Origin of the sequence: Devosia sp. Root685 (genome assembly GCF_001427875.1) — a bacterium.
Classification (GTDB): domain Bacteria; phylum Pseudomonadota; class Alphaproteobacteria; order Rhizobiales; family Devosiaceae; genus Devosia.
Genome location: NZ_LMHK01000001.1, coordinates 239,712 through 258,964, shown reverse-complemented (window position 1 = coordinate 258,964; position 19,253 = coordinate 239,712). Strand labels below are relative to the sequence as shown.

Below are 19,253 nucleotides of genomic sequence, written 5' to 3'. Positions count from 1 at the left end.
TACTCCTCGGGCCCGCCGTAACGAGCATTACGTCCTTGACGCCTTTAAAACCGCCCCGGCGGAAAAAAGGCAATAAAAAAGGCCCCTTTCGGGACCTGTGTTCGGCGCACCAGCTATCGCGCGGGATTTTATCCCACGTTGCCGATGCGCCTACCTACTACGAGAATGAGTGCCCGCACGGGACCTCTCCTAAAAATTAGTTGCGCATTGATAGGAGCATTGCGGCAAAGCTGTCAAGTCTTGCTGACAGGATCAAGCGCGGCTCGATCGAGGCGTTTTGGGGCTGGCAGACGGCGCTCGGAATGATAAAGCCCGCACAGCACTTTATGACAACCCGGTGACATGGCAAACGCACTCGACAAGGACCTCCAGCAGGTCGTAGGCATCGAAACAGCAACGAACAACCTGTCGCGCACCCTCGCCGCGCCGGGAATCGCACTGGTTTTCCTGTTGGCCGCCGGCGTTTGGGCCAGTTATGCCGCCGGGCAAGGTCCAACCACCTATATCGTCGTGATCGGCGCGGTTATCGCGGGCTATATGGCGCTCAATGTCGGCGCCAACGACGTCGCCAACAATATGGGCCCGGCGGTCGGCTCCCGAGCGATCTCAATGACCGGCGCCCTCATCATCGCCGCGATCTTCGAAGCGGCCGGCGCATTGCTCGCTGGTGGCGACGTCGTTGCAACTGTGGCGCGTGACCTTTTGACCGTCCCCGAAATGGAGAGCAGCGCATTCATCATGGTCATGATGTCCGCGTTGCTGGCCTCTGCTCTATGGGTAAATGTCGCGACTTATATCGGCGCGCCCGTGTCCACGACCCACGCCGTCGTCGGCGGCGTTGTTGGCGCGGGCATCGTTTCGGCCGGTTTTTCGGTCGTGGCTTGGCCGATGATCGGGACCATCGCCGCCAGTTGGGTGATTTCGCCCGTAATGGGCGGCGTGATCGCTGCCGTGTTCCTGGTCGTTATCCGCATCACTATCACGACGCGGTTGGACAAAATCTCGGCCGCGCGCGTCTGGGTTCCCATTTTCGTTGCCGCCATGACCGGCATCTTTGCAATGTACCTCGCGACAAAGGGGCTCAGCAGAGTCTGGACGCCGGGGCTTCCCCTGACGATCCTGCTCGGGATCGCCTTCGCCCTCCTGGGCTGGGTGGCGGCTATGCCGTGGGTTCGCCACAAGTCCAGGCATATGGAAAATCGCAAGAAGCACGTGTCGACATTGTTCCGGCTGCCGCTGGTCATTTCGGCAGCGCTGCTTTCCTTCGCCCATGGCGCAAACGATGTGGCCAACGCCATTGGACCATTTGCTGCCGTCGTGACCAGCCTCCAAAGCGGTCACAGCGAAGTCGCGGGCGTCGCCCTCCCGCTTTGGGTTCTGGCAATTGGCGCCATCGGCATATCGCTGGGCCTCGCGCTGTTTGGCCCCCGGTTGATCCGCACCGTTGGCGAGCACATTACCCGCCTGAACGAAATCCGGGCTTATTGCGCGGCGCTGTCCGCAGCTCTGACGGTTCTGGTTGCTTCGGCGCTGGGCATGCCGGTTTCTTCGACCCACATTGCGGTCGGAGCCATTTTCGGCGTCGGCTTCCTGCGCGAATACATTTCCAAACGCGACATGGAAGGTTCAGCCGTGCCGACCAATTCGCGATTTGTGGATCCGGAGACGCTGAATGCGACGCCGGAGGATGCGCTGGCGAAAACTCGAAAGGTCGAGCGCCGTCGGCTCGTGCGCCGCAATCACGTCTACAGCATTGCGGCGGCCTGGGTGGTAACCGTTCCCGCCTCGGCCCTGCTGGCCGCCGTCGTCTATCTCGGGATGGATTTGATTATCGGCTAGCCGGCCCGGAGCGGGAGAACTCCACCTTCTCGGCAAGGCGCGCGAGCGAGCGGTCGGCAAGCAGTCGCTTGGCCTCGTCCAACGTGGCCCAATGCCGCAACCGCTGCCCCCTCTCGCGCCAATCGTCCAGCTGTTGGGTCACGCGCAGAGGGTAGAGATCGACGTCGATCAGCGTTGCGGTGCTTCCACCTGTGCTTGCGCGGTAGCTTCCAATCGCGACCTGATCGATCTCACCGACCACTCCAGCCTCTTCCACGGCCTCGGCCGCAGCGCTTTCCCAGGGCGTGGTGCCGGGCTCGATTCCACCCTTGGGGAATATCCACCGCCCTGTCCGCCGCGTCGTGATGAGCAGGAATGCCAAACGACCTTCGACGACGGCATAAGGCAGCGCCCCGGCCTGACGTAGGCCACTGGCGGTTTCGACCCTGGGGCTCCAATTGTTCAGAAAATCGCGTAGCAAGAGGAACTCCGAAGGCACCGGCCGGTCAAAGGCAAAAAAAGTTCAGGGGACGTGCGCCCCCTGAACATAGATTTTATTGGTCGATTCGGCTTGCCGATTAGCTCAGAAGCGCCAGAGCACTTGCCGATACCTTGCCATCGCGGCCGGTCTCGAGCTCGAAGCTCACTTTGTCGCCTTCGTAGAGGCCCTGCAGGCCCGAGCGCTGAACGGCGGAGATGTGCACGAACGCATCCTTCTCGCCATTGTCGGGCGAGATGAAGCCAAAGCCCTTGGTCGTGTTGAAGAATTTCACGGTACCGGTAATGGGAGCCATGTTGAACCTCGTAGTCGGTTGCACCGCACTTGCGGCAAAAGGGTTTATTCGGCCCCACATAATGAACCCGAACGTACGATGCGATAGATCAGGAGGTATCCCAGTTTCCGGCAGGCCGGTCATTCAGGTAACGCAAGACGAGTGGCACGTATGTCGGGATTATTGCGATCCGCCATGAAATTATCAAGGCGATATCGATAGTTGGACGCAGAACACCCGGTCGGTGGGGGCGCCGGCCGGGTGTCTTCGCAGCATGATGGCGGTTTGGGGACGACTACCGCCTCAGCGAAACTTAGCCGCGCGGGCAGGTGTCGATATACTGGCTGCCATCGCGACGCTGATAGACGCAACGGTTGTTGCTGCCTTGGACGCGACCGAGCACGTCACCTGCGGCTGCACCAACGACGGTGCCAACGCCGGCACCTACAACGGTTCCCAGAAGGCTACCGCCGGTCGCGCTGGCACCGACAACAGCGCCGCCAAGGGCACCAACCGTCGCACCCTGCTGGGTCGACGTACAAGCAGCCAGCGAAAGCGTAGCGGCAACGATAATCAGGAACTTATGCATGGGATCCTCCAGAACTGATCGGACGATTAATGTTCGGTCGGAATTTTAGTTCCAACCGTCGCTCAAGAAATGTTGAATCATTCGTTAAGTAAACCCCGTAAAATTCCTGCGACCGCCACCCCGAGCCAGCCCACGATCATACCGCCCCCGCCCATGGGTGCCGCACCGGGAAACAGCGCGGTGCCGAACCAGTGTCGCATGGCAAGGTCGCCTACGAAGATGGCGCAGCCTGCGGCAAGCACGAGGCCGGCAAGGGACAGGCCCCTGCCCCGCCCCACCAGACCCAGGACAAGCAGGACGGGAGCATGAGCCAGGGCCATGGCGGAAATGGCCGCGAGATTTCGCACATCCTCGCCGTGCGATGCCATCGCCGCCGTCGCGACACCAATGGCCCCGAGCAGACCTGCAAATCCAACCAGAACACGCCGCATCCAATCCGCCATTTCCGTCCCCATCTTCCAAGCCAGGTGCCTTTCGACTAGAGCATGGCAGTGTGCGTGGGAATCGAAAATGACTGACACTGTGGCGGCGCAGGGTACAAGCACTGACGGCTCGACAAGCTGGGCGGCTGAATTCCGCTCGACTTTCGCGCTCGCCTGGCCGCTGGTCATCGCCCAGCTCGCCCAAAACATGTTGCATACGACCGACGTGATTCTGCTCGGCTGGCTGGGGTCGGCCTATCTGGCGGCCGGCACCTTGGCGGCGACATTTTTGATGCCCTTCCTCGTCGGCGGCATCGGCGTGGTGGGCGCAGTTGCGCCGCTGGTGGCGCAAGCCCGCGGTTCGCGGAATATCAAGGCCGTGCGCCGCGTCGTGCGTCAGGGGTGCTGGGCGGCCATCGTACTGGCCGCCGTGCTCATTCCGCTGGTTCTGCAGATCAAGCCGATCTACCAGGCGCTCGGCCAGGATCCCGTGGCGACCGAGATGGCCAACCAGTTCATCCAAATTGCGGCCTGGTCGCTGCTGCCGGCCTTTGGCATCATCTCCTTCCGCTCGCTCATGTCGGCCTACGAGGCCACTCGCGCGATTCTAATTATCACCCTGATCGGCGTTTTGGTGAACGCCTTGACTGCCTATGTGCTGATCTTCGGCCACTTCGGCTTTCCGCGTCTTGAACTGCGGGGCGCAGCCATTGCGACGACGCTGACCAATGTGGTGATGCTCATTGCCATGGTGCTCTATGTACTGCGCCACCCCAAGCTCAAGCGCTTCCACGTACTGGTGCGGTTCTGGAAGCCGGATTGGCCGCGGTTCCGCGAAATCTTCCGCATCGGCACGCCGATTGGCCTCACCGTTGTCGCCGAAGTCGGCATGTTCACGGCGGCAGCGCTGCTGATGGGCAGGCTTGGCACTGATGAGGTGGCCGCGCATGCCATTGCCCTCCAATGCGCCTCGATGGCCTTCATGGTGCCGCTTGGCCTGGGCGTGGCTGCGACGGTACGTGTCGGCATGGCGTACGGCCGGGGCGATGTCGAAGGCATTCGCAAGGCCGGCTGGACCTCCTTTGCCATGGGAACGGCGTTCATGACGCTGTCCTGCATCGCGTTCCTGACCCTGGGGCCACACATCGTCACGGTGTTCCTTGATCCCCATGTCACGGCCAATGCCAATTCGTTGACCCTCGCTGCGTCTTTCCTGATCGTTGCCGGCGTCTTCCAGCTCGTCGATGGCGCCCAGGTGGTCGCGGCGCATTCGCTGCGTGGCCTCAGCGACACCAAGGTGCCGATGGTGCTGGCCATTGTCGGATATTGGATGGTCGGGCTGCCCGTCGCCTATATCCTCGGCTTTATCGCCGACTGGAGGGGTGTCGGCATCTGGATCGGGTTGGCGGCGGGTCTCGCCTTCGTGGCCGTGGTGCTGGTGACCCGCTTCGTGCTGCGCGAGCGGATCGGGCTGCTCGACAGGATGCGGCAGCCGGCCTGAGGTCAGGCCTCGATCGGCCGGCCCTCCAGCCCAAGCCGAGGCCAATCGCCCATGCGATTGCGAAACCAGGTGCGCTGGCGCTTGGCATATTGATGCGTCGCGATGATGGCGAGGTTAATGGCTTCGTCACGCGTCTGCACGCCGTCGAGCCAGTCGCTGATCTCGCGCACGCCGATGGCCTTCATCACCGGGAGCGATGGGTCGAGATGTTGCGCCCGCAACGCCTCGACCTCCTCAACCGCGCCGCTGGCGAACATGGCTTCGAAGCGCAGGGCGATGCGCGCGCGGAGCACGTCGCGATCGGGCGAGAGGACGAAGCGCTCGATGTTCCAACCGGTGAGGAGGCCAGACTGCGGATTATCCTGAAAGGCGGAGAGTGGCTTGCCGGTGGCGCGCTTGACCGCCAGGGCACGTGTCACCCGCTGCGGATCGGCAACTTTCAGGCGGCGCGCGGTTTCGGGATCTTCCAGCGTCAGCAGCGCCATGCGGCCGGCTTCGTCCAGGGCTTCGATTTCGCGCTGGATTTGCAGGGTCAACGCCGATGAGATTTGCGGGACATCCGCGAATCCATTTGTCAGCGCTTCGAAATAAAGCCCTGTTCCGCCAACGAAAATCACCTCTCGGGAGGGATCGATTTCAGAGAGGATTTTGCGGACAGCTTCGAGCCATTGTCCGGTGGAAAACCGCTGCGATGCGGGAATGGCACCGTAGAGGTGGTGCTCGGCAAGGGATTCGTCCTTGGCGGAGGGCCGCGCCGTCACGATGCGCAGCGTGTCATAGACCTGCATGGCATCGGTGTTGACCACAATGCCGCCGCTGGCCCGCGCGCGGCCGAGCGCCATGCTCGACTTGCCGCTGGCAGTCGGACCCGCTATCAGGACGGCGCTTCTCTGGCGCGTCACCCTACTCTCCCGAAAGTCATTTCCGCCATGCCGGTTCTCAGCCTCATCGCCAATCCCGCCGATTCCGACCTCGACGTCTCGCTTGCGGCCGCAGTGGTGCAGCAAACCGGCGGAGAACTCAACTGGCTGCACCATCAGGTGGCCTGCGACATTCTCGAACCCAAGGCGACTGACGCGCTGGCGATCGCCCGCGAGATCATCGGGAGCCGGCGCGTTGACGCCAATGTCGTGCCCACCGAAGGGCGCCGCAAGCAATTGCTGATTGCCGACATGGATTCCACCATGATCGAGCAGGAATGCATCGATGAACTGGCGGCCGCGCTTGGTCTCAAGGACCAGGTCGCCGCAATCACCGAGCGCGCCATGCGCGGCGAACTGGATTTTGGACAGGCGCTCAACACCCGCGTCGCCCTGCTCAAGGGTCTCGAACGCGCCACCATCGAGGAGATTCGGCGCGAGACCATCACCTTGACGCCCGGCGGCCGGGCGCTGGTTCACACCATGAAAGCCTATGGCGCCTATACCTCGCTGGTTTCGGGCGGTTTTACATTTTTCGCCGACTACTTTGGCAAACGGATCGGCTTTGACGAGGCCATTGCCAATGTGCTCGAATTCGACGGCGACCGGCTGAGCGGCACGGTGCAAAAGCCGATCGTCGACAAGAACACCAAGCGCGAGCGGCTGGAAGCGCTGGCCGCCGAACGCGGCCTCGACCTGAGCCAGACCGTTGCCGTGGGCGATGGCGCCAACGATCTCGACATGATCGCCATTGCCGGTTTTGGCGTGGCGCTGCATGCCAAGCCTGCCGTAGCTGCGGCCGCGGGGTATCGGATCGATCATGGCGATCTCACCGCACTCCTCTATTTGCAGGGATATTCGGACGAGGATTTCGTTCGCTAGGGCATTCGACATTCACACCCTCGACTGTCACCCCGACGAAGGCCGGGGCCCAGCCTGAGATCTCAAGATGGGTCCCGGCCTTCGCCGGGATGACAGCCGGTGCATGGGGTGTCATTGGTGACCTCCGCGCCAAACTCAGCACGAAACGCCGCCCGGCCTCTCGGCTTGCGGTTGCACGGCGCGACGCCCGTTGGGCGCACGGGTCGCGACGCCCGTGGGCGCACGGGTCGCGACGCCCGTGGGCGCACGGTGGAAAGCGGCTTTCGCCCCGAAATTTGGATAGAAAGAAGAGGCGAAAGCCGCTTCGCACGTCCGGGATTTTTTGCGCATGCATCGAGCGGTCCCCTTTTGAGGTTTTGCGGTCCAGATCGCCGTCAGAAGCATTCTAAGATGCAACGGGGGCTCTCTGCCGCTTGACCGGTGGTCAGCATCCACGCACTCGCCCAGGCGCCCCCGAGCGACCCGACTTCCCGCCCGGCGCTTCGTCGGTGCCGCGTGTTATCGGCGGGAATGGAGAGAGAATGGCACGAGATGAGGTGGACCGGGATAAGCGGGATAGATTGTCGGCAATTGTCAGGTTCGTCGCTCCCGTCACCCCCTCCCATCCTCCCCCAAGCTGGTGGTTGTGACGGAATGTTACCCGATACTCGATGGCACACCTCCCTCTTAGCGGGGGAGGCTGGGGGCGATCGCGGCTCTGGCGCAAGCGCCCCAAAACAAAAAAGCCCGGCACGAATGCCGGGCTTTCTGTTTCATATCGAGCGCTTACTGACCGGTGGCCGGGGGCGCGACAGGAGCGGGGGCTTCCGTGCCCACGGTTGGGGTCAGTTCTGAGCCGTCTTCCAGCGTGATCGCCGGAGGGGCCACGGTTTCTTCGATGCCGAGGCCGTCGAGCGCCGGTTCAGTGCTCGGGGTTACGGCTGCCGGAGCGCTCTGCGGCGGAAGGGGCGTCGAGAAGGTCGTGCTGGCTGCCGGCAGTTCGCCGCTCGAACCGAAGTAGCGGAAGAAGGCGCTATCGGGCGAGAGGACCATGGTGGTGCCGGTATTGGACAGAGCCGAGCGGTAGGATTCCATCGAGCGGTAGAACTCGAAGAATTCCGGATCCTGGCCATAAGCGGCCGCGAAGATGCGGTTACGCTCGGCGTCGCCCGTACCACGGATGATTTCGGCATCACGGGTTGCGGCGGCGACGATTTCGACCGACTGACGATCGGCGATGGCGCGCAGGCTCTGGGCCTGTTCTTCACCGCGGGCGCGGAGGAGAGCGGCTTCGGCGAGACGTTCGGCACGCATACGCTCGAAGGTCGTGGCCGAGACGTCTTCGTCGAGGTCGGTGCGCAGGATACGCACGTCGACGACGTCGATCCCGAGGCCGGCGAGGTCCGGACGGATCAGTTCGCGGGTTTCGCGCATCATCTGGGCGCGCTGGTCGGACAGGGCGGCGCTGAATTCACGCAGACCATAGACCTGACGCAGGGCAGCATCGAGGCTGGCGCCGATACGATCTTCGGCAACCGAGAGCTGACCGGTAGCGCGTTCGCGGAAGAGACGCGCATCGGAAATGCGATAGGTGAGGAAAGCATCGACCTGGTAGAAGGCGTTGCCCGAAACCTGCACGCGCATATTGGCGATGTCATAGCGCAGCAGACGATCTTCGATGATCTGCACGCTATCGACCACATCTGTCGGGATCTTGAAATAGATACCGGGTTCGGTCCGCACATCGGTGATCTGGCCGAAGCGCATGACGATGGCCTGCTCGCGCTCGTCAACGACATAGAGCGAGGAGAAGAGAATGTAGAGAGCCGCAACGATGACGGCGCCGATAATAAAGAGGCGGTTCGTCATGATCAGTTCCCCGTCGATGTCGTTGAGCGAGAGCGCAGCTCAGGCAGCGGCAGATAGGGGACGACACCGGAGCCTCCGGCACCGTTTTCGATCAGCACCTTTTCGGAGCCGCCGAGAACCTCTTCCATGGTCTCAAGGTAGAGGCGCTTGCGCGTGACTTCCGGGGAATTCACGTATTCGGCGTAAACGGCGTTGAAGCGCTCGGCTTCACCGGTTGCTTCCTGAACGACGCGGTTGGTGTAAGCGGCAGCGTCTTCACGCTGAGCCGCAGCACGGCCGCGGGCATCGCCGAGAAGCGTATTGGCGTAAGACCGGGCTTCTTCCTGGAGACGCGTTTCGTCCTGACGCGCACGCTGCACTTCGTTGAAGGCATCGATAACTTCGGACGGCGGACCGGCATTTTCGATCAGGATCTGGTTGACCGAGACGCCGAGGCCATAGCTTTCAAGCGTGGCGAGCGTAATGCGCTGCACCTCTGCGGCGATACCCGAACGGTCGTCGCTATAGATGTCCTGCGCCGGACGGCGGCCGACGACTTCGCGCATGGCGCTTTCGGCAGCATAGCGAACCATGGATTCCGGATCGCGCACGTTGAACAGGTATGCCACCGGGTCATTGATCGCCCAGAAGACCGAGAACTGCACATTGACGATGTTCTGATCGCCCGAGAGCATCAGGCCGTCACGGGCCACCGCACGAGCGTTACCGCTGGCATTGGCTGCGCCGATCTGCGTCTGATTGACGGTCGTGGTAGCGCGTTCAACGGTTTCGACCGGCCAGAACAGGAAGTGCAGGCCCGGACCGGACAGTTCCGGCTTGGGCGCGCCGAAGCGCAGCTCGACGCCGACTTCCTGCGGATTGATGGTGTAGACCGAATTGATGCCCCAGAAGGCAAGCAGCGCGACGATGCCGCCGACAATGGCCCAGCGGCCACCGGGGACGCCACCGCGAAACTGGTCGCGTCCTCGATTGAGGATGTCTTCGAGATTGGGAGTATTTCCACCGGGACGGCGCGGGCCGCCACCACCTCCACCGGGTGCCTGGCCCCAGGGACCGCCGTTATTGCGGCCGCCTCCGCCTCCATTATTCTCCCAAGGCATCTCGTTCCTTTCGGTTCCTGCGTATTTTGATTGCAAACTTATATAGGCAAGGCGTCGAAACGATCAATGCGTGGGGCGTTTTCGTCTTTCGTAGATTTTGATGATATATGGCGCAGCGTCCTTTTCGGAGGGCGTCACCTCCGGCGTATCGACAATTGCCCAGATTTCGGGGTCGATAGACGGAAAACGGACGTCTCCATCGGGAGATAGCGCGACGTGGCTGATGTAGAGCCGATCAGCTTTCGTCATGGCCTGCGCGTAAATGTCGCCCCCGCCGATGACCATGATTTCATCAGTGCCGGCCTCGGAGGCCAGGCGCGAGGCGAGCACATAAGCGGCATCGAGATCGTGCACGACGTCTACGCCCTCGGCCGCGTAGTCGTTTTGACGGGTGACGACGATATGCGGGCGGCCGGGAAGCGGCTTGGGAAACGTCTCGAACTGCTTGCGGCCCATGATCATGGGCTTGCCCATGGTGGTGCGCTTGAACCAGGCGAAATCGGAGGGGATGCGCCAAGGCATGTCACCATCCTTGCCGATGACACCGTTTGCCCCTACCGCGGCGATGAGCGAAATGCGCTGGTTCATCCCCTGCCCTTTCTGCCTGTTACTCGATGTCTTCGACCTTCTTGAGGAGGAGGATTTCCAACTCCTGCTCATAAGGCGGCCACCAGTCGGTCGCGGTCATCTGGAAAGTCGTCGGGCCGATCTTCTTGACGCCCTCGCCGCAGAAGGAGACGAGATTGTCGGTATGGCCCTTGTCGACCGTCAGGGTGAATTTGCCGATGGACCCGGACCAGTTATTGCCTGTCGACCAGATGTAGGAAATCCAGTTTTCATAATAGGGGTAATTGGTCCAGCCGTCCTGGGTGATCGCTTGCTTGCGCAGGGTCGAGACCAAACTGTCCTCGATACAGTACTTTTTTGCGTAATCGGCAAAGCGCTGTTCGGAATCCTCGTCATCCTGCCGGGGCAGGAAGGTGGTCGCCACGGTGCCGCCGACGCTGGGACGGTAGGTGTGCACCACATCGGAAATGCCGGGCTTGAAAGTGGCTTCCCAGCTATAGGTCGAACGCAGGGTCCAGAGCGGGACGATATCCACCTCGGGACCCTTGCCGGCTTCGAATTCGTAGGAAAAAATCAGTCCAAGCCGGGTCAGGTTCTGAATGTCGTCCGCATCCAGTTTTGCCAGCGCGTTGAAGGTGGCCTCGCCAAAAGGTTCGAGGGGTACACCGAGATTTTTGAGGAGCTTGGTGTAGTCGATATTGTTGTTGAACACATACTGATGCAGTTCGGCGTCGATCGGTGCGCCATTGAAGGTCGTTTCGAAGCCAAAGAGATTATCGGGGTCCTCAATGGGCTCGCCATTGCCATAATTCGCGCTGTGAATCGGCACGGCGACCATGAAATCGCCGCTGCCCTGGATATCGGGCATGGGGAAAGCCACGAGTATGTGCTGGTCTTCCGCAGAGGTGTTCTCGAACTCGTAAGTCACCCGCACTTCTGTGGGCGAAATATAGAGGTCTTCCGAGGCCATCTTGATCTGATCATTGGTGACGAAGACCAGACCACCCGTTCCCAATTGCGCCATCGTGTCATTGCCGGCGGCCGGCGCCGCAAGCATCAGTGCACAAATAGCTGCCGCATAAACCCGCATGATTTGATTCCCTGTCCCTCTATGCGGCTATTTCTAGCCGGTATCTCAGTCGGAGCGAAGATAGGAGAACCATTTCCGGTCCAGCGCCGCCTCAAGATCGATGCCGTTTTGCCGCGCATAGAGCAGCAGGAAAGCCAGCAAATCAGCGGCCTCATTGTCCCGCGCCTCGACAATTTCGGCATCGGTGAAATTCTTCCGGCGCCCCCGGCCCGAAAGGCGCAGGTGCTCGGCGATGAGCTCGCCCAGTTCTTCCTGCATCTTCAGCGCGTACCAATCATCGTCGCGGCGCACGCCGGTCTCGCGCTCGTACATATCGGAAACCTGGGCGGCGAGGGCTGTAAGATCGGCAAGGGTGCGGCTCATAGGGCGGCCCTCCGCAAAATCGCTGTCATTCTCGCCCCCGCTGGATTCAGCGATCCGAGAATCGCGCACATCGCAGGATCATAAAGCGCCCTCCCCCTCCTTGCACCCAAAAGGGCTTCGCGCACATGCGCGACCATTGCGCACTTGAGCGTGCCGCCGTTTGATCGTAAGGGGCATTTATCGGGAGAACGAAGTGCCGCATCGCGCCAGGATGATCGTCAGGGAAATCGGCGCCGCCATGGCGGTGTTGTCCCTTTACGTCCTGATTCTGCTCGCGCCGCTGCACCAGTCCGCCGGCCTTCAGCGCGATCTCGACGCGCTGGGCTATGCCTCGCTCGATCTCTGGTCGATCTGCCAGCCACTGACAGTGGACCAGACGCAAGAAAAGCCTGACGTCGCAAAATGTCCCGTAGCGGGAATCGGGAAGTACGAGGTCGCCCTCCTGACCCCGAACACCATCGACCTTGCTGCACCCGACATTGCGTCAGAAGTCTTCTATCCCGCCCCGGCCGATATCGGCCACTTGCAGCGCCCGCCTTTCGTGGGTCAGGCTCGAGCGCCGCCAGTAACGGTCTGAACAAACCGGCACCTCGCCGGACTTTTGACCAACATTGCTACTGGAAATCATCATGATCCGCTTTTTCGCTGTTTCGGCCGCCATCGCTGTCGTCCTGACTGCCACGCCCGCCTTCGCTCACGTGACCTTTGAAACCCCGCAGGCCAAGATTGGCTCGAGTTATAAAGCCGTGCTTCGCATTCCCCATGGCTGCGGCACTGAGGCGACCAATGTGGTTCGCGTGCAAATCCCGGAAGGCTTTTACAACGTCAAGCCGATGCCGAAGGCCGGCTGGACCCTCGAGATCGTCACCGGCCCCTATGCGCAGAGCTATGACAATCACGGCACGGCCCTGACCGAAGGCGTCAAGGAAATCGTCTGGAAAGACGGTAACCTGCCGAACGAATGGTACGACGAGTTCGTATTCCGCGGCACTTTTGCCGGCACTCTGGAGCCCGGCAAGTTCTACTTCCCCGCCATCCAGGAATGCGCCGGGGGCGAAGAGGCTTGGATCGACGTGACCGGCGACGAGAACGCCGAGATGCCTGCGCCGAGCGTCAAGCTTGTTCCCGCTGAAAGCACCGGCCACTAAGGTTGCTACGGGGCGCGGTCAGCCGCGCCCCATTTCTCCAAGGAGGGCGGGATGCATTTGCTTCCCCGTTTGCGGCTGCTCGCCGGTTTGCTTCTGCTGCTGGTCCTGTTGCCGGCAGAGGGCGCATTCGCGCATGCTCAACTGCTTTCAACCACGCCGCCGGACAATGCGGTGGTCGATGTCGCTCCGGATGCGATCGAGCTTACTTTCAACGAGCCGGTCACGCCGTTAGCAATCCGCCTGATCCGGCCTGATGGCAGCGCGGTCGATCTGACGGGGCAATCGGAGGGCGGCGCGACCGCGACGACACCCCTGCCCGCCGACATGGCAACTGGTACGCATGTGCTGAGTTGGCGCGTCGTCTCGGCTGACGGACACCCTATTGCGGGCTCTCTGGTGTTTTCCATTGGACGGGTCAGCGGCGGCGTCGATGCAGATGTGGCAAGCGATGGCGCGGTATCGACTGCGCTCTGGGCGGGAAAAGCGCTCTTGTTCGTCGCCATGTTTGCGGGGATTGGCGGCGCTGCCTTTGGCGTGTTGGCGCCACTTCCCCCGCAAGGTCGCCGAATTGCCCTTGGCCTGACCGTCCTCGGGATCGCCATTGCGCCGATCACGCTTGGACTACAGGGGCTCGATGCGCTTGGTCTCTCCTTGCCGTCGTTTTTCGATGGCCAGGTCTGGGGAGCGGGCTTGTCGACCTCGTACGGGGCAACGGCCATCGCTGCGGCCGTCGCCTTCGCCTGGGCGGCCGGCGCCCTCAAAATGCCGCCGGGAAGGATCCCGACATCGCTTGGTGTGGCTGCCGCCGCATTGGCGGCCTTGTCGCTGGCCTTGAGCGGCCACGCCAGCGCGGCGTCGCCGCAATGGCTCACGCGGCCGGCGGTGTTCCTCCACATCGCCGGTGTGCTGTTCTGGGCCGGAGCACTGCTGCCGCTGTGGCTACTGCTTCGCGATGGAACGGAGCAGGCAAGCCGGGCCCTGGCGTCTTTCTCAAAGAGCATTCCCTTTGCCGTTGCTCCTTTGGCGCTCTCGGGGCTGATCCTGGCAGTCGTTCAAATGGGAGCGCCGGGGCCACAATGGGTGACGCCCTATGGCTTTATTCTCGCGGGCAAGCTGCTGCTTTTGTTTATTCTGTTTGGTCTTGCGGTGTGGAACCGGCATTGGCTGACCGAGCCTGCCCTGGCTGGCAACGCCGCGGCCCTCCAACGGCTGCGGCGCTCCATCGGCTGGGAAATGGTGCTTATCGTCGCCATTCTGGCATTGGTCGCGGGCTGGCGATTTACCCCGCCGCCGCGCGCACTCGTTGACATGCCTGCGCCACAGGCCGCCGAGCCGATCATGGAGCACCTGATCGATGGCAATACCATGGCCATGGTGACGATCTCGCCCGGCAGCGCCGGGCCCGTAACCATCGAGGTCATGGTCTCCGACATCGAGCATGTGCCCAAGGAGGTCCTCGGCGTTACCGTCATCGTGTCCAGCCCGGAGCTTGGCGTCGAGCCCATCCAACGCGCGGCGACGGAAGCCGACGGCGTCTGGCGGGTGGACGATTTGACGATACCGGTCGCCGGCACCTGGCAGCTTGAGACTGAAATCCGCATTAGCCGGTTCGAACTCACCCGCCCGCGCGGGGAGGTTTTGATCCCTTGAGCGGGCACGCCCTCGTGGTTCGAGCCTTTGCTCCGCAAAGCACCTCGCCATGAGGGCTACGGGGGATCGCAAAACGATCTAGTGAAGGCCGTCAGGGTGGAAGTGGGCGGTGATGTTGTCGAGTGTCCAGCTCATGCATTGCTGGCACCAATCAACCGCCTCGCGCATGCCCCGCTGCTCCGCCCAATGGGCTCGCCCCGCCTGGCGCCCCGGCAAGCAGGCGGTCACCAACCCGGGGGTGCAGGAGGGGTGGTCGTAAGCGGCAATAAAGTGCGCCATGCGTCGGCGCTGCTCCGCCGGGTCCCAGCGTGGCTCGCCGAAATCGAGCCAGGTCCAAACCGAGTAGGTCAGGTCCCAAAGGCGCAGGCCTGGCCGGGCGGTGTCGAAATCGATCATGCCGGTGGGAACGCCATCGGTCATCACCGTATTGGTCGGCGTCCAGTCATTGTGGCACACGACCTCGTGGCCGCCGGCCAGCACCAGTGGAAAATCCACCGTTGCATCGTGAAAAGCCCGAAGTAGGCGGGCGGCGGCGGCCAATTGGCTGTCGGTGAAATTACCCTCGCCAACGGGTACGTGACCTTCAAGATAGGTCAGCATTTCGCGGCCCTGCTCGTCATATCCGAGAAAGCGAGGCGCGGCGCCAAACCCCTTTGCGGCCAGATGAGCAAGAAGGGCGTGCTGCACGGAAAAGTCGCCGCTATGGCGACGGCGCACGGTGTTGCCGACGCGCACGACGCCATTCACCAGACCTCCGTGCAGGGCTACTTCCTCGTCAGCCATGTCGCCCCCACAGGTGAATCGCTACACCGCTACGTCGGCCTTGATCGCATCATGGGGGTGATAATCCTCGACCAGGAAATCCTCGATGCGATAGTCATCGATGGTGTCGGGGCGCCGGACGAGCTTCATTGTCGGCCATGGCCGGGGCTCGCGCGCCAATTGCACCTGGGCGACCTCCAGATGGTTCAAATAGAGATGAACATCGCCACCGAACCAGATGAAGTCCCCGGGTTCGTAGCCGGCCTGCTGCGCCACCATCAACAGGAGAGCAGCTGCCCCCACACAGTTGAAGGGCGCACCCAGGAGCCAGTCGCAGCTTCTCTGGAAGCAGAGCATGCTGAGCTTGCCGCTCGTCGTCACATGGAACTGGTAGACCATGTGGCACGGTGGCAGAGCCATGCTGCCGATCTCGGGAACGTTCCACGCGTGAAACAACATGCGGCGACTGGACGGATTGGTCTTGAGGGTGTCGATCAGCTGGGCAATCTGATCATATTCCTTACCATCGGCACCGAGCCACCTTCGCCATTGCTTGCCATAGACAGGGCCCAACTCGCCCCATTCCCGGGCAAATTCGTCATCTTCGACGATGCGGGCCTCAAAGGCGTCCTGTGCGATGGCGTCGCCCGTTGCCCGGCGATACGCGGCGAGCGGCCAATCGCTCCAGATGCGCACATTGTCCTTCAGGAGGGGCTGAATATTTGTGCCGCCGGTCAGGAACCACAGCATCTCCTTGATGGCCGTCTTCCAGTAGACCCGCTTGGTCGTGAGGATAGGTACCTGCCCGGTGGACAGGTCAAACCGCATCTGCGCCCCGAAGATCGACCTGGTACCGACGCCGGTCCGATCCATGCGCTCGTCGCCGCGCTCCAGGATCTGCTCCATGATGTCCAGATACTGGTATTCGGGATGACGCACGGTGCTGCTCCTGCGCTGTCGGACGGCTGCCTCTACAGCCTACTTCGATTCCACCTGCTTGAGATGCCCCTCGACCAGTTTCGTCAACAGATCGATTTGTTCCTGCTGCTTGGAAATGAGTTCGCGCAGCTCGGCGTTGCGCATGTGATCGAGCTTTTCGTGCAGCGCCATGATCTCGATCTCGGACTTGAGATTGACCTCGTAGTCATGGGTGGACACTTCCCGGTCCTTCGCCGCCTGCCGGTTTTGGCTCATCATGATCACCGGCGCCTGCATGGCCGCCAGCATGGAGAGCAAGAGATTGAGGAAAATGAAGGGATAGGCATCGAAGGCCCCGCCGGCGAGGAGAATATTGGTGCCGGTCCAGAGCACGAGGAAGATGCCGAAGCCGCTGATAAAAGCCCAGGAGCCACCGAATGCGGCCACGCCATCGGCCAGTTTCTGCCCGAAGGTGAGCCGCTCATCGAAGGTGGCGCCGGAGTCACGCGCCAGGGTTTGCCGCCGGATTGCCTTTTCGACGACGATCCGTTCCCGCTCGGTCAGGGCATGTTCGGCCTTGCCCAGAAAGGTCTCGGCGGCATGGGTAAACTTGTCGGCTTTGTCGTTTGACATTTCGGACTCGCGAAGCGGTAAACTGCCCCATTCTAGCGCGAGATCGACGCCACTACACGCCGGTGACCAAGAGGTAATAGAATACCGCCCGATTTGCTGACAGGGCGTGGCAGGAGCCTTGCGTTAAACCGGGGTATCGCAAGAATCGAGGAGAACATCATGGCCGTGGAATATGTAAATCCGCCGGGAATGTATCGCAGCCCGGTCTTTTCCCAAGGCATCATCCTGCCGGCAAACGCCCGCATCCTGCTCATTGGCGGGCAGAACAGCGTCAACGAGAAGGGCGAGGTCGTGTTCAAGGGCGACGTCGCCAAGCAGACGGCGCAGGCGCTGGCCAATATGCAGAAGGTGCTGGAGGCAGCCGGCGCTGGCCTCGAAAACCTTGTGAAAACAACGATCGTCATGCAGCAGGATATCGATCTAAGGGCCGCATTCGGCGCCTGGATGGCGGTCTGGGACAATCGGCCCAATCCGCCGACGGTGACAGGCATGCGCGTGGCTAGCCTTGCCAATCCCGATTTCCTCATCGAAATCGAAGCCCAGGCCGTCCTGCCGTGAGCCCGGTGCTGCGTCCGCTGCGCAAGCGCGAGGACATGCCCGAATTCGTGCGGGTGGCTCTCGAAGAGCGTGGCCTCAGCGAACAATATCAGGCTCGCCCGCCCTATCAGCGCAACGACTACCTGATGTGGATCAACAGTGCCAAACAGGACGCGACCAAGCAGAAGCGGCTCGGCCAGATGCTTGAAGAGCTCGAAGCTCGCTATGTCTATATGCGGATGGACTGGAACCGCTGAAATCAGCACCAGCTTTCGCGGCGGCCCCGCCATTCGTGCGCGAGGCCCTCGGCGATGAGCATTTGGCCGACAGAACGGCCATCGCGCTCCACGATCCGCAACTTGCGGCCATATCGGTCTTCGTCGCGATCCGCGGCACGCAAATCGAGCGACGTGCCGCTGAGGAGTTCGGCGAGGCGGACGGAAGCCTTGCGGCCCAGCGCGGCTTCACTGGAGCACTGGGGCTGGCTCACTTCCGGCGTGTTGATGTCGGCGATGCGGATTTTCGTGCCATCGAGCCAGAATGTGTCGCCATCGACGACGCAGGTTCTGCGCGTTCCACCTGCGCAAAGCCCAAAGCTGCGGGGCGTTATGGTGCCGACGATCTGCGATGGCGGATCGAGGAGGAATGTGTCGAGGCCGGTTTCGCGGACACCGGCGGCGGCCATGACGATCAGGCCGCCAAAGAGCAATGGCGCCAGCGGCAGATTGAACCAGGCGCGTCTTTTGCGCCGCCTGATCCTGCCACCAAAAAACTGCCTGCCAGTTGCCACGCCGAATCCACCCGCCAAGCCAGTCGGTTTTTGGCAGATGACACTTGCGGGGTATATTCGGGGTTAATCCCTAGGTGCGTGCCCTTAAAACGGCAGCCTGTGGAACTGTCGAGGCCATGGGCCATTGGAAACCCATGGAGGTTCCAATGCAGAACAGTCCCAAGCCCGATGGCAAGCAACCACCCCGCGACCCCGCCCTGAAAGATGTCGAGCCCGGCAGCGATGCCGACGAAACGCCCGAGGGGAGCGGAGTTCCGCCCGACCCCAATCGCAAGCAGAAACAGGAGGATGGCAATGAGAAATCCTAGCGGGAATCGCGGCATTGGCCGCGTTCTGATCATTATCCTCGTGGCCGCTGCTATTGCTGCCATCGCCTATGTCGTCCTAAGCCAGGGCGGCGGATCCGGCAGCGTTCCCGATCAGACCAATGACGAGATGGAAGTCGCCCCGTCTTGAAGCGTTTCACCGCCAAATGTGGCGGTGTGCGCAGGGAGTTTCGGGAGTCCGCAGAGTGGCGTTGCGGAAATTATCCTTCGCCGCATTTGCATCTCGCCCGGCCCTGACCTATATAGAACCTGCCCTTCGGGGCTATGGCGATAAACTGTCATTGTAATAAACCTTTCGGACCCGGGGGCGGTACCCGGCGTCTCCACCATCTCCCCTCTTCGAGGTGAGCCAATGGGGACGAAATAGGATCGACGAGGGCGTAAAGAGTGTGCTTTTGCTCGGTGAGGTACCACCGTTATCGGTCCAAAACTTATAGTTGCAAATGACAACCATAAGGCTCCGGTCGCTCTCGCCGCGTAAGCGGTGCTAGCACTGGGAATTTAAGTCCTCCGCTCCTAGCCGGGCGACAGGCGGGGTTCGCAGGCACCTGGCAACAGAAGCCTGCACTTTTCCTCTATTCCGCCCGGCACTTATGTCTTAGTTCTTGAAAAGTTC

Annotated in this window: 24 protein-coding genes and 1 other RNA gene; 11 read left to right on the top strand and 14 right to left on the bottom strand. The window is 61.7% G+C overall.

Annotated features, from left to right (window positions below; all coding sequences use genetic code 11):
* Positions 1 to 342: 342 nt before the first annotated feature.
* The gene (locus ASD83_RS01220) at positions 343 to 1,839 is read left to right on the top strand and encodes an inorganic phosphate transporter (protein WP_056307163.1); all 1,497 of its coding nucleotides are present in this window, start codon (positions 343 to 345) and stop codon (positions 1,837 to 1,839) included.
* On the opposite strand, the gene ASD83_RS01215 is transcribed toward ASD83_RS01220, so the two are convergent.
* The 4 genes from ASD83_RS01215 to ASD83_RS01200 all read right to left on the bottom strand — a co-directional run bounded on the left by ASD83_RS01215 (position 1,829) and on the right by ASD83_RS01200 (position 3,623).
* Positions 1,829 to 2,299: an NUDIX hydrolase gene (locus ASD83_RS01215; protein WP_162249106.1), complete on the bottom strand. Its 471-nt coding sequence runs from the start codon at positions 2,297 to 2,299 to the stop codon at positions 1,829 to 1,831. The genes ASD83_RS01220 and ASD83_RS01215 overlap by 11 nt on opposite strands.
* 97 nt (positions 2,300 to 2,396) lie before the next feature.
* Positions 2,397 to 2,612, bottom strand: coding sequence for a cold-shock protein (locus tag ASD83_RS01210; RefSeq protein ID WP_056307159.1), 216 nt, complete (start codon positions 2,610 to 2,612; stop codon positions 2,397 to 2,399).
* Positions 2,613 to 2,904: 292 nt separating this feature from the next.
* Positions 2,905 to 3,180 carry a glycine zipper domain-containing protein gene (locus ASD83_RS01205; protein WP_056307157.1) on the bottom strand — a complete coding sequence of 92 codons (276 nt, stop codon included), beginning with the start codon at positions 3,178 to 3,180 and terminating at the stop codon, positions 2,905 to 2,907.
* A 77-nt stretch (positions 3,181 to 3,257) separates the two neighbouring features.
* Positions 3,258 to 3,623 (bottom strand): DUF423 domain-containing protein, encoded by a 366-nt coding sequence (locus tag ASD83_RS01200; protein ID WP_056309777.1) that lies wholly within the window; start codon positions 3,621 to 3,623, stop codon positions 3,258 to 3,260.
* Between the two features lie 67 nt (positions 3,624 to 3,690).
* Between ASD83_RS01200 and ASD83_RS01195 the strand changes: the two genes are divergently transcribed.
* Positions 3,691 to 5,103 (top strand): MATE family efflux transporter, encoded by a 1,413-nt coding sequence (locus ASD83_RS01195; RefSeq protein ID WP_056307155.1) that lies wholly within the window; start codon positions 3,691 to 3,693, stop codon positions 5,101 to 5,103.
* 2 nt (positions 5,104 to 5,105) lie between these two features.
* On the opposite strand, the gene miaA is transcribed toward ASD83_RS01195, so the two are convergent.
* Positions 5,106 to 6,005, bottom strand: a complete 900-nt coding sequence (gene miaA, locus ASD83_RS01190) for a tRNA (adenosine(37)-N6)-dimethylallyltransferase MiaA (protein ID WP_056307153.1) — start codon at positions 6,003 to 6,005, stop codon at positions 5,106 to 5,108.
* A gap of 27 nt (positions 6,006 to 6,032) precedes the next feature.
* On the opposite strand from miaA, the gene serB reads away from it, so the two are divergent.
* A complete protein-coding gene (gene serB, locus ASD83_RS01185) occupies positions 6,033 to 6,905 on the top strand; it encodes a phosphoserine phosphatase SerB (protein ID WP_056307151.1) in 873 nt (290 codons plus the stop codon).
* A 765-nt stretch (positions 6,906 to 7,670) separates the two neighbouring features.
* On the opposite strand, the gene hflC is transcribed toward serB, so the two are convergent.
* The 5 genes from hflC to ASD83_RS01160 all read right to left on the bottom strand — a co-directional run bounded on the left by hflC (position 7,671) and on the right by ASD83_RS01160 (position 11,873).
* Positions 7,671 to 8,753, bottom strand: a complete 1,083-nt coding sequence (gene hflC, locus ASD83_RS01180) for a protease modulator HflC (protein WP_056307149.1) — start codon at positions 8,751 to 8,753, stop codon at positions 7,671 to 7,673.
* Between the two features lie 2 nt (positions 8,754 to 8,755).
* Entirely contained in the window at positions 8,756 to 9,853 is a 1,098-nt protein-coding gene (gene hflK / locus ASD83_RS01175) for an FtsH protease activity modulator HflK (RefSeq protein ID WP_056307147.1), read from the bottom strand.
* Between the two features lie 63 nt (positions 9,854 to 9,916).
* Positions 9,917 to 10,441 (bottom strand): dihydrofolate reductase, encoded by a 525-nt coding sequence (locus ASD83_RS01170; RefSeq protein WP_056307145.1) that lies wholly within the window; start codon positions 10,439 to 10,441, stop codon positions 9,917 to 9,919.
* A 19-nt stretch (positions 10,442 to 10,460) separates the two neighbouring features.
* Positions 10,461 to 11,510: a DUF4424 domain-containing protein gene (locus tag ASD83_RS01165; RefSeq protein ID WP_082560891.1), complete on the bottom strand. Its 1,050-nt coding sequence runs from the start codon at positions 11,508 to 11,510 to the stop codon at positions 10,461 to 10,463.
* Between the two features lie 45 nt (positions 11,511 to 11,555).
* Positions 11,556 to 11,873 carry a phosphoribosyl-ATP pyrophosphohydrolase gene (locus tag ASD83_RS01160; RefSeq protein WP_413813476.1) on the bottom strand — a complete coding sequence of 106 codons (318 nt, stop codon included), beginning with the start codon at positions 11,871 to 11,873 and terminating at the stop codon, positions 11,556 to 11,558.
* A gap of 193 nt (positions 11,874 to 12,066) precedes the next feature.
* On the opposite strand from ASD83_RS01160, the gene ASD83_RS01155 reads away from it, so the two are divergent.
* From ASD83_RS01155 to ASD83_RS01145, 3 genes are read left to right on the top strand one after another with little or no spacing between them, the layout of a single operon-like run.
* Complete coding sequence (locus ASD83_RS01155; RefSeq protein WP_156385679.1) at positions 12,067 to 12,450, top strand: hypothetical protein; 384 nt, start codon at positions 12,067 to 12,069, stop codon at positions 12,448 to 12,450.
* A 52-nt stretch (positions 12,451 to 12,502) separates the two neighbouring features.
* Positions 12,503 to 13,021 carry a YcnI family protein gene (locus tag ASD83_RS01150; RefSeq protein WP_056309774.1) on the top strand — a complete coding sequence of 173 codons (519 nt, stop codon included), beginning with the start codon at positions 12,503 to 12,505 and terminating at the stop codon, positions 13,019 to 13,021.
* Positions 13,022 to 13,072: 51 nt separating this feature from the next.
* Positions 13,073 to 14,671, top strand: coding sequence for a copper resistance CopC/CopD family protein (locus tag ASD83_RS01145; protein ID WP_056307138.1), 1,599 nt, complete (start codon positions 13,073 to 13,075; stop codon positions 14,669 to 14,671).
* A 78-nt stretch (positions 14,672 to 14,749) separates the two neighbouring features.
* On the opposite strand, the gene ASD83_RS01140 is transcribed toward ASD83_RS01145, so the two are convergent.
* The 3 genes from ASD83_RS01140 to ASD83_RS01130 are packed head-to-tail and all read right to left on the bottom strand — an operon-like array spanning position 14,750 to position 16,984.
* Positions 14,750 to 15,454 carry a phosphotransferase gene (locus tag ASD83_RS01140; RefSeq protein WP_056307137.1) on the bottom strand — a complete coding sequence of 235 codons (705 nt, stop codon included), beginning with the start codon at positions 15,452 to 15,454 and terminating at the stop codon, positions 14,750 to 14,752.
* A gap of 21 nt (positions 15,455 to 15,475) precedes the next feature.
* Positions 15,476 to 16,372 (bottom strand): thymidylate synthase, encoded by an 897-nt coding sequence (locus tag ASD83_RS01135; RefSeq protein ID WP_156385678.1) that lies wholly within the window; start codon positions 16,370 to 16,372, stop codon positions 15,476 to 15,478.
* Positions 16,373 to 16,411: 39 nt separating this feature from the next.
* Entirely contained in the window at positions 16,412 to 16,984 is a 573-nt protein-coding gene (locus tag ASD83_RS01130; RefSeq protein WP_056307133.1) for a DUF1003 domain-containing protein, read from the bottom strand.
* 159 nt (positions 16,985 to 17,143) lie between these two features.
* Between ASD83_RS01130 and ASD83_RS01125 the strand changes: the two genes are divergently transcribed.
* Positions 17,144 to 17,542, top strand: coding sequence for a RidA family protein (locus tag ASD83_RS01125; RefSeq protein ID WP_056307131.1), 399 nt, complete (start codon positions 17,144 to 17,146; stop codon positions 17,540 to 17,542).
* On the top strand, positions 17,539 to 17,778 hold the full coding sequence (locus tag ASD83_RS01120; RefSeq protein ID WP_244489076.1) for a YdeI/OmpD-associated family protein: 240 nt from the start codon (positions 17,539 to 17,541) through the stop codon (positions 17,776 to 17,778). Before ASD83_RS01125 ends, ASD83_RS01120 begins: the two co-directional genes overlap by 4 nt.
* A gap of 2 nt (positions 17,779 to 17,780) precedes the next feature.
* On the opposite strand, the gene ASD83_RS01115 is transcribed toward ASD83_RS01120, so the two are convergent.
* Complete coding sequence (locus tag ASD83_RS01115; protein WP_244489075.1) at positions 17,781 to 18,311, bottom strand: thermonuclease family protein; 531 nt, start codon at positions 18,309 to 18,311, stop codon at positions 17,781 to 17,783.
* 146 nt (positions 18,312 to 18,457) lie between these two features.
* Between ASD83_RS01115 and ASD83_RS20835 the strand changes: the two genes are divergently transcribed.
* The 3 genes from ASD83_RS20835 (at position 18,458) to ssrA (ending at position 19,206) form a co-directional block, all read left to right on the top strand.
* Positions 18,458 to 18,619: a hypothetical protein gene (locus ASD83_RS20835; RefSeq protein WP_156385677.1), complete on the top strand. Its 162-nt coding sequence runs from the start codon at positions 18,458 to 18,460 to the stop codon at positions 18,617 to 18,619.
* The gene (locus tag ASD83_RS20830; RefSeq protein WP_156385676.1) at positions 18,606 to 18,767 is read left to right on the top strand and encodes a hypothetical protein; all 162 of its coding nucleotides are present in this window, start codon (positions 18,606 to 18,608) and stop codon (positions 18,765 to 18,767) included. The genes ASD83_RS20835 and ASD83_RS20830 overlap by 14 nt, the downstream gene beginning before the upstream one ends.
* 82 nt (positions 18,768 to 18,849) lie before the next feature.
* Positions 18,850 to 19,206, top strand: a transfer-messenger RNA (tmRNA) gene (ssrA, locus tag ASD83_RS20550).
* Positions 19,207 to 19,253: the final 47 nt, after the last annotated feature.

Bases quoted from the DNA above. Each gene is read 5' to 3' on its own strand.
- ASD83_RS20830 (WP_156385676.1), top strand. From the start codon at position 18,606: ATGAGAAATCCTAGCGGGAATCGCGGCATTGGCCGCGTTCTGATCATT.
- serB (WP_056307151.1), top strand. From the start codon at position 6,033: ATGCCGGTTCTCAGCCTCATCGCCAATCCCGCCGATTCCGACCTCGAC.
- ASD83_RS01125 (WP_056307131.1), top strand. From the start codon at position 17,144: ATGGCCGTGGAATATGTAAATCCGCCGGGAATGTATCGCAGCCCGGTC.
- ASD83_RS01220 (WP_056307163.1), top strand. From the start codon at position 343: ATGGCAAACGCACTCGACAAGGACCTCCAGCAGGTCGTAGGCATCGAA.
- ASD83_RS01130 (WP_056307133.1), bottom strand. From the start codon at position 16,984: ATGTCAAACGACAAAGCCGACAAGTTTACCCATGCCGCCGAGACCTTT.
- ASD83_RS01150 (WP_056309774.1), top strand. From the start codon at position 12,503: ATGATCCGCTTTTTCGCTGTTTCGGCCGCCATCGCTGTCGTCCTGACT.
- ASD83_RS20835 (WP_156385677.1), top strand. From the start codon at position 18,458: ATGCAGAACAGTCCCAAGCCCGATGGCAAGCAACCACCCCGCGACCCC.
- ASD83_RS01160 (WP_413813476.1), bottom strand. From the start codon at position 11,873: ATGAGCCGCACCCTTGCCGATCTTACAGCCCTCGCCGCCCAGGTTTCC.
- ASD83_RS01140 (WP_056307137.1), bottom strand. From the start codon at position 15,454: ATGGCTGACGAGGAAGTAGCCCTGCACGGAGGTCTGGTGAATGGCGTC.
- ASD83_RS01200 (WP_056309777.1), bottom strand. From the start codon at position 3,623: ATGGCGGATTGGATGCGGCGTGTTCTGGTTGGATTTGCAGGTCTGCTC.
- ASD83_RS01170 (WP_056307145.1), bottom strand. From the start codon at position 10,441: ATGAACCAGCGCATTTCGCTCATCGCCGCGGTAGGGGCAAACGGTGTC.
- ASD83_RS01145 (WP_056307138.1), top strand. From the start codon at position 13,073: ATGCATTTGCTTCCCCGTTTGCGGCTGCTCGCCGGTTTGCTTCTGCTG.
- ASD83_RS01205 (WP_056307157.1), bottom strand. From the start codon at position 3,180: ATGCATAAGTTCCTGATTATCGTTGCCGCTACGCTTTCGCTGGCTGCT.
- ASD83_RS01165 (WP_082560891.1), bottom strand. From the start codon at position 11,510: ATGCGGGTTTATGCGGCAGCTATTTGTGCACTGATGCTTGCGGCGCCG.
- hflK (WP_056307147.1), bottom strand. From the start codon at position 9,853: ATGCCTTGGGAGAATAATGGAGGCGGAGGCGGCCGCAATAACGGCGGT.
- ASD83_RS01195 (WP_056307155.1), top strand. From the start codon at position 3,691: ATGACTGACACTGTGGCGGCGCAGGGTACAAGCACTGACGGCTCGACA.
- ASD83_RS01210 (WP_056307159.1), bottom strand. From the start codon at position 2,612: ATGGCTCCCATTACCGGTACCGTGAAATTCTTCAACACGACCAAGGGC.
- hflC (WP_056307149.1), bottom strand. From the start codon at position 8,753: ATGACGAACCGCCTCTTTATTATCGGCGCCGTCATCGTTGCGGCTCTC.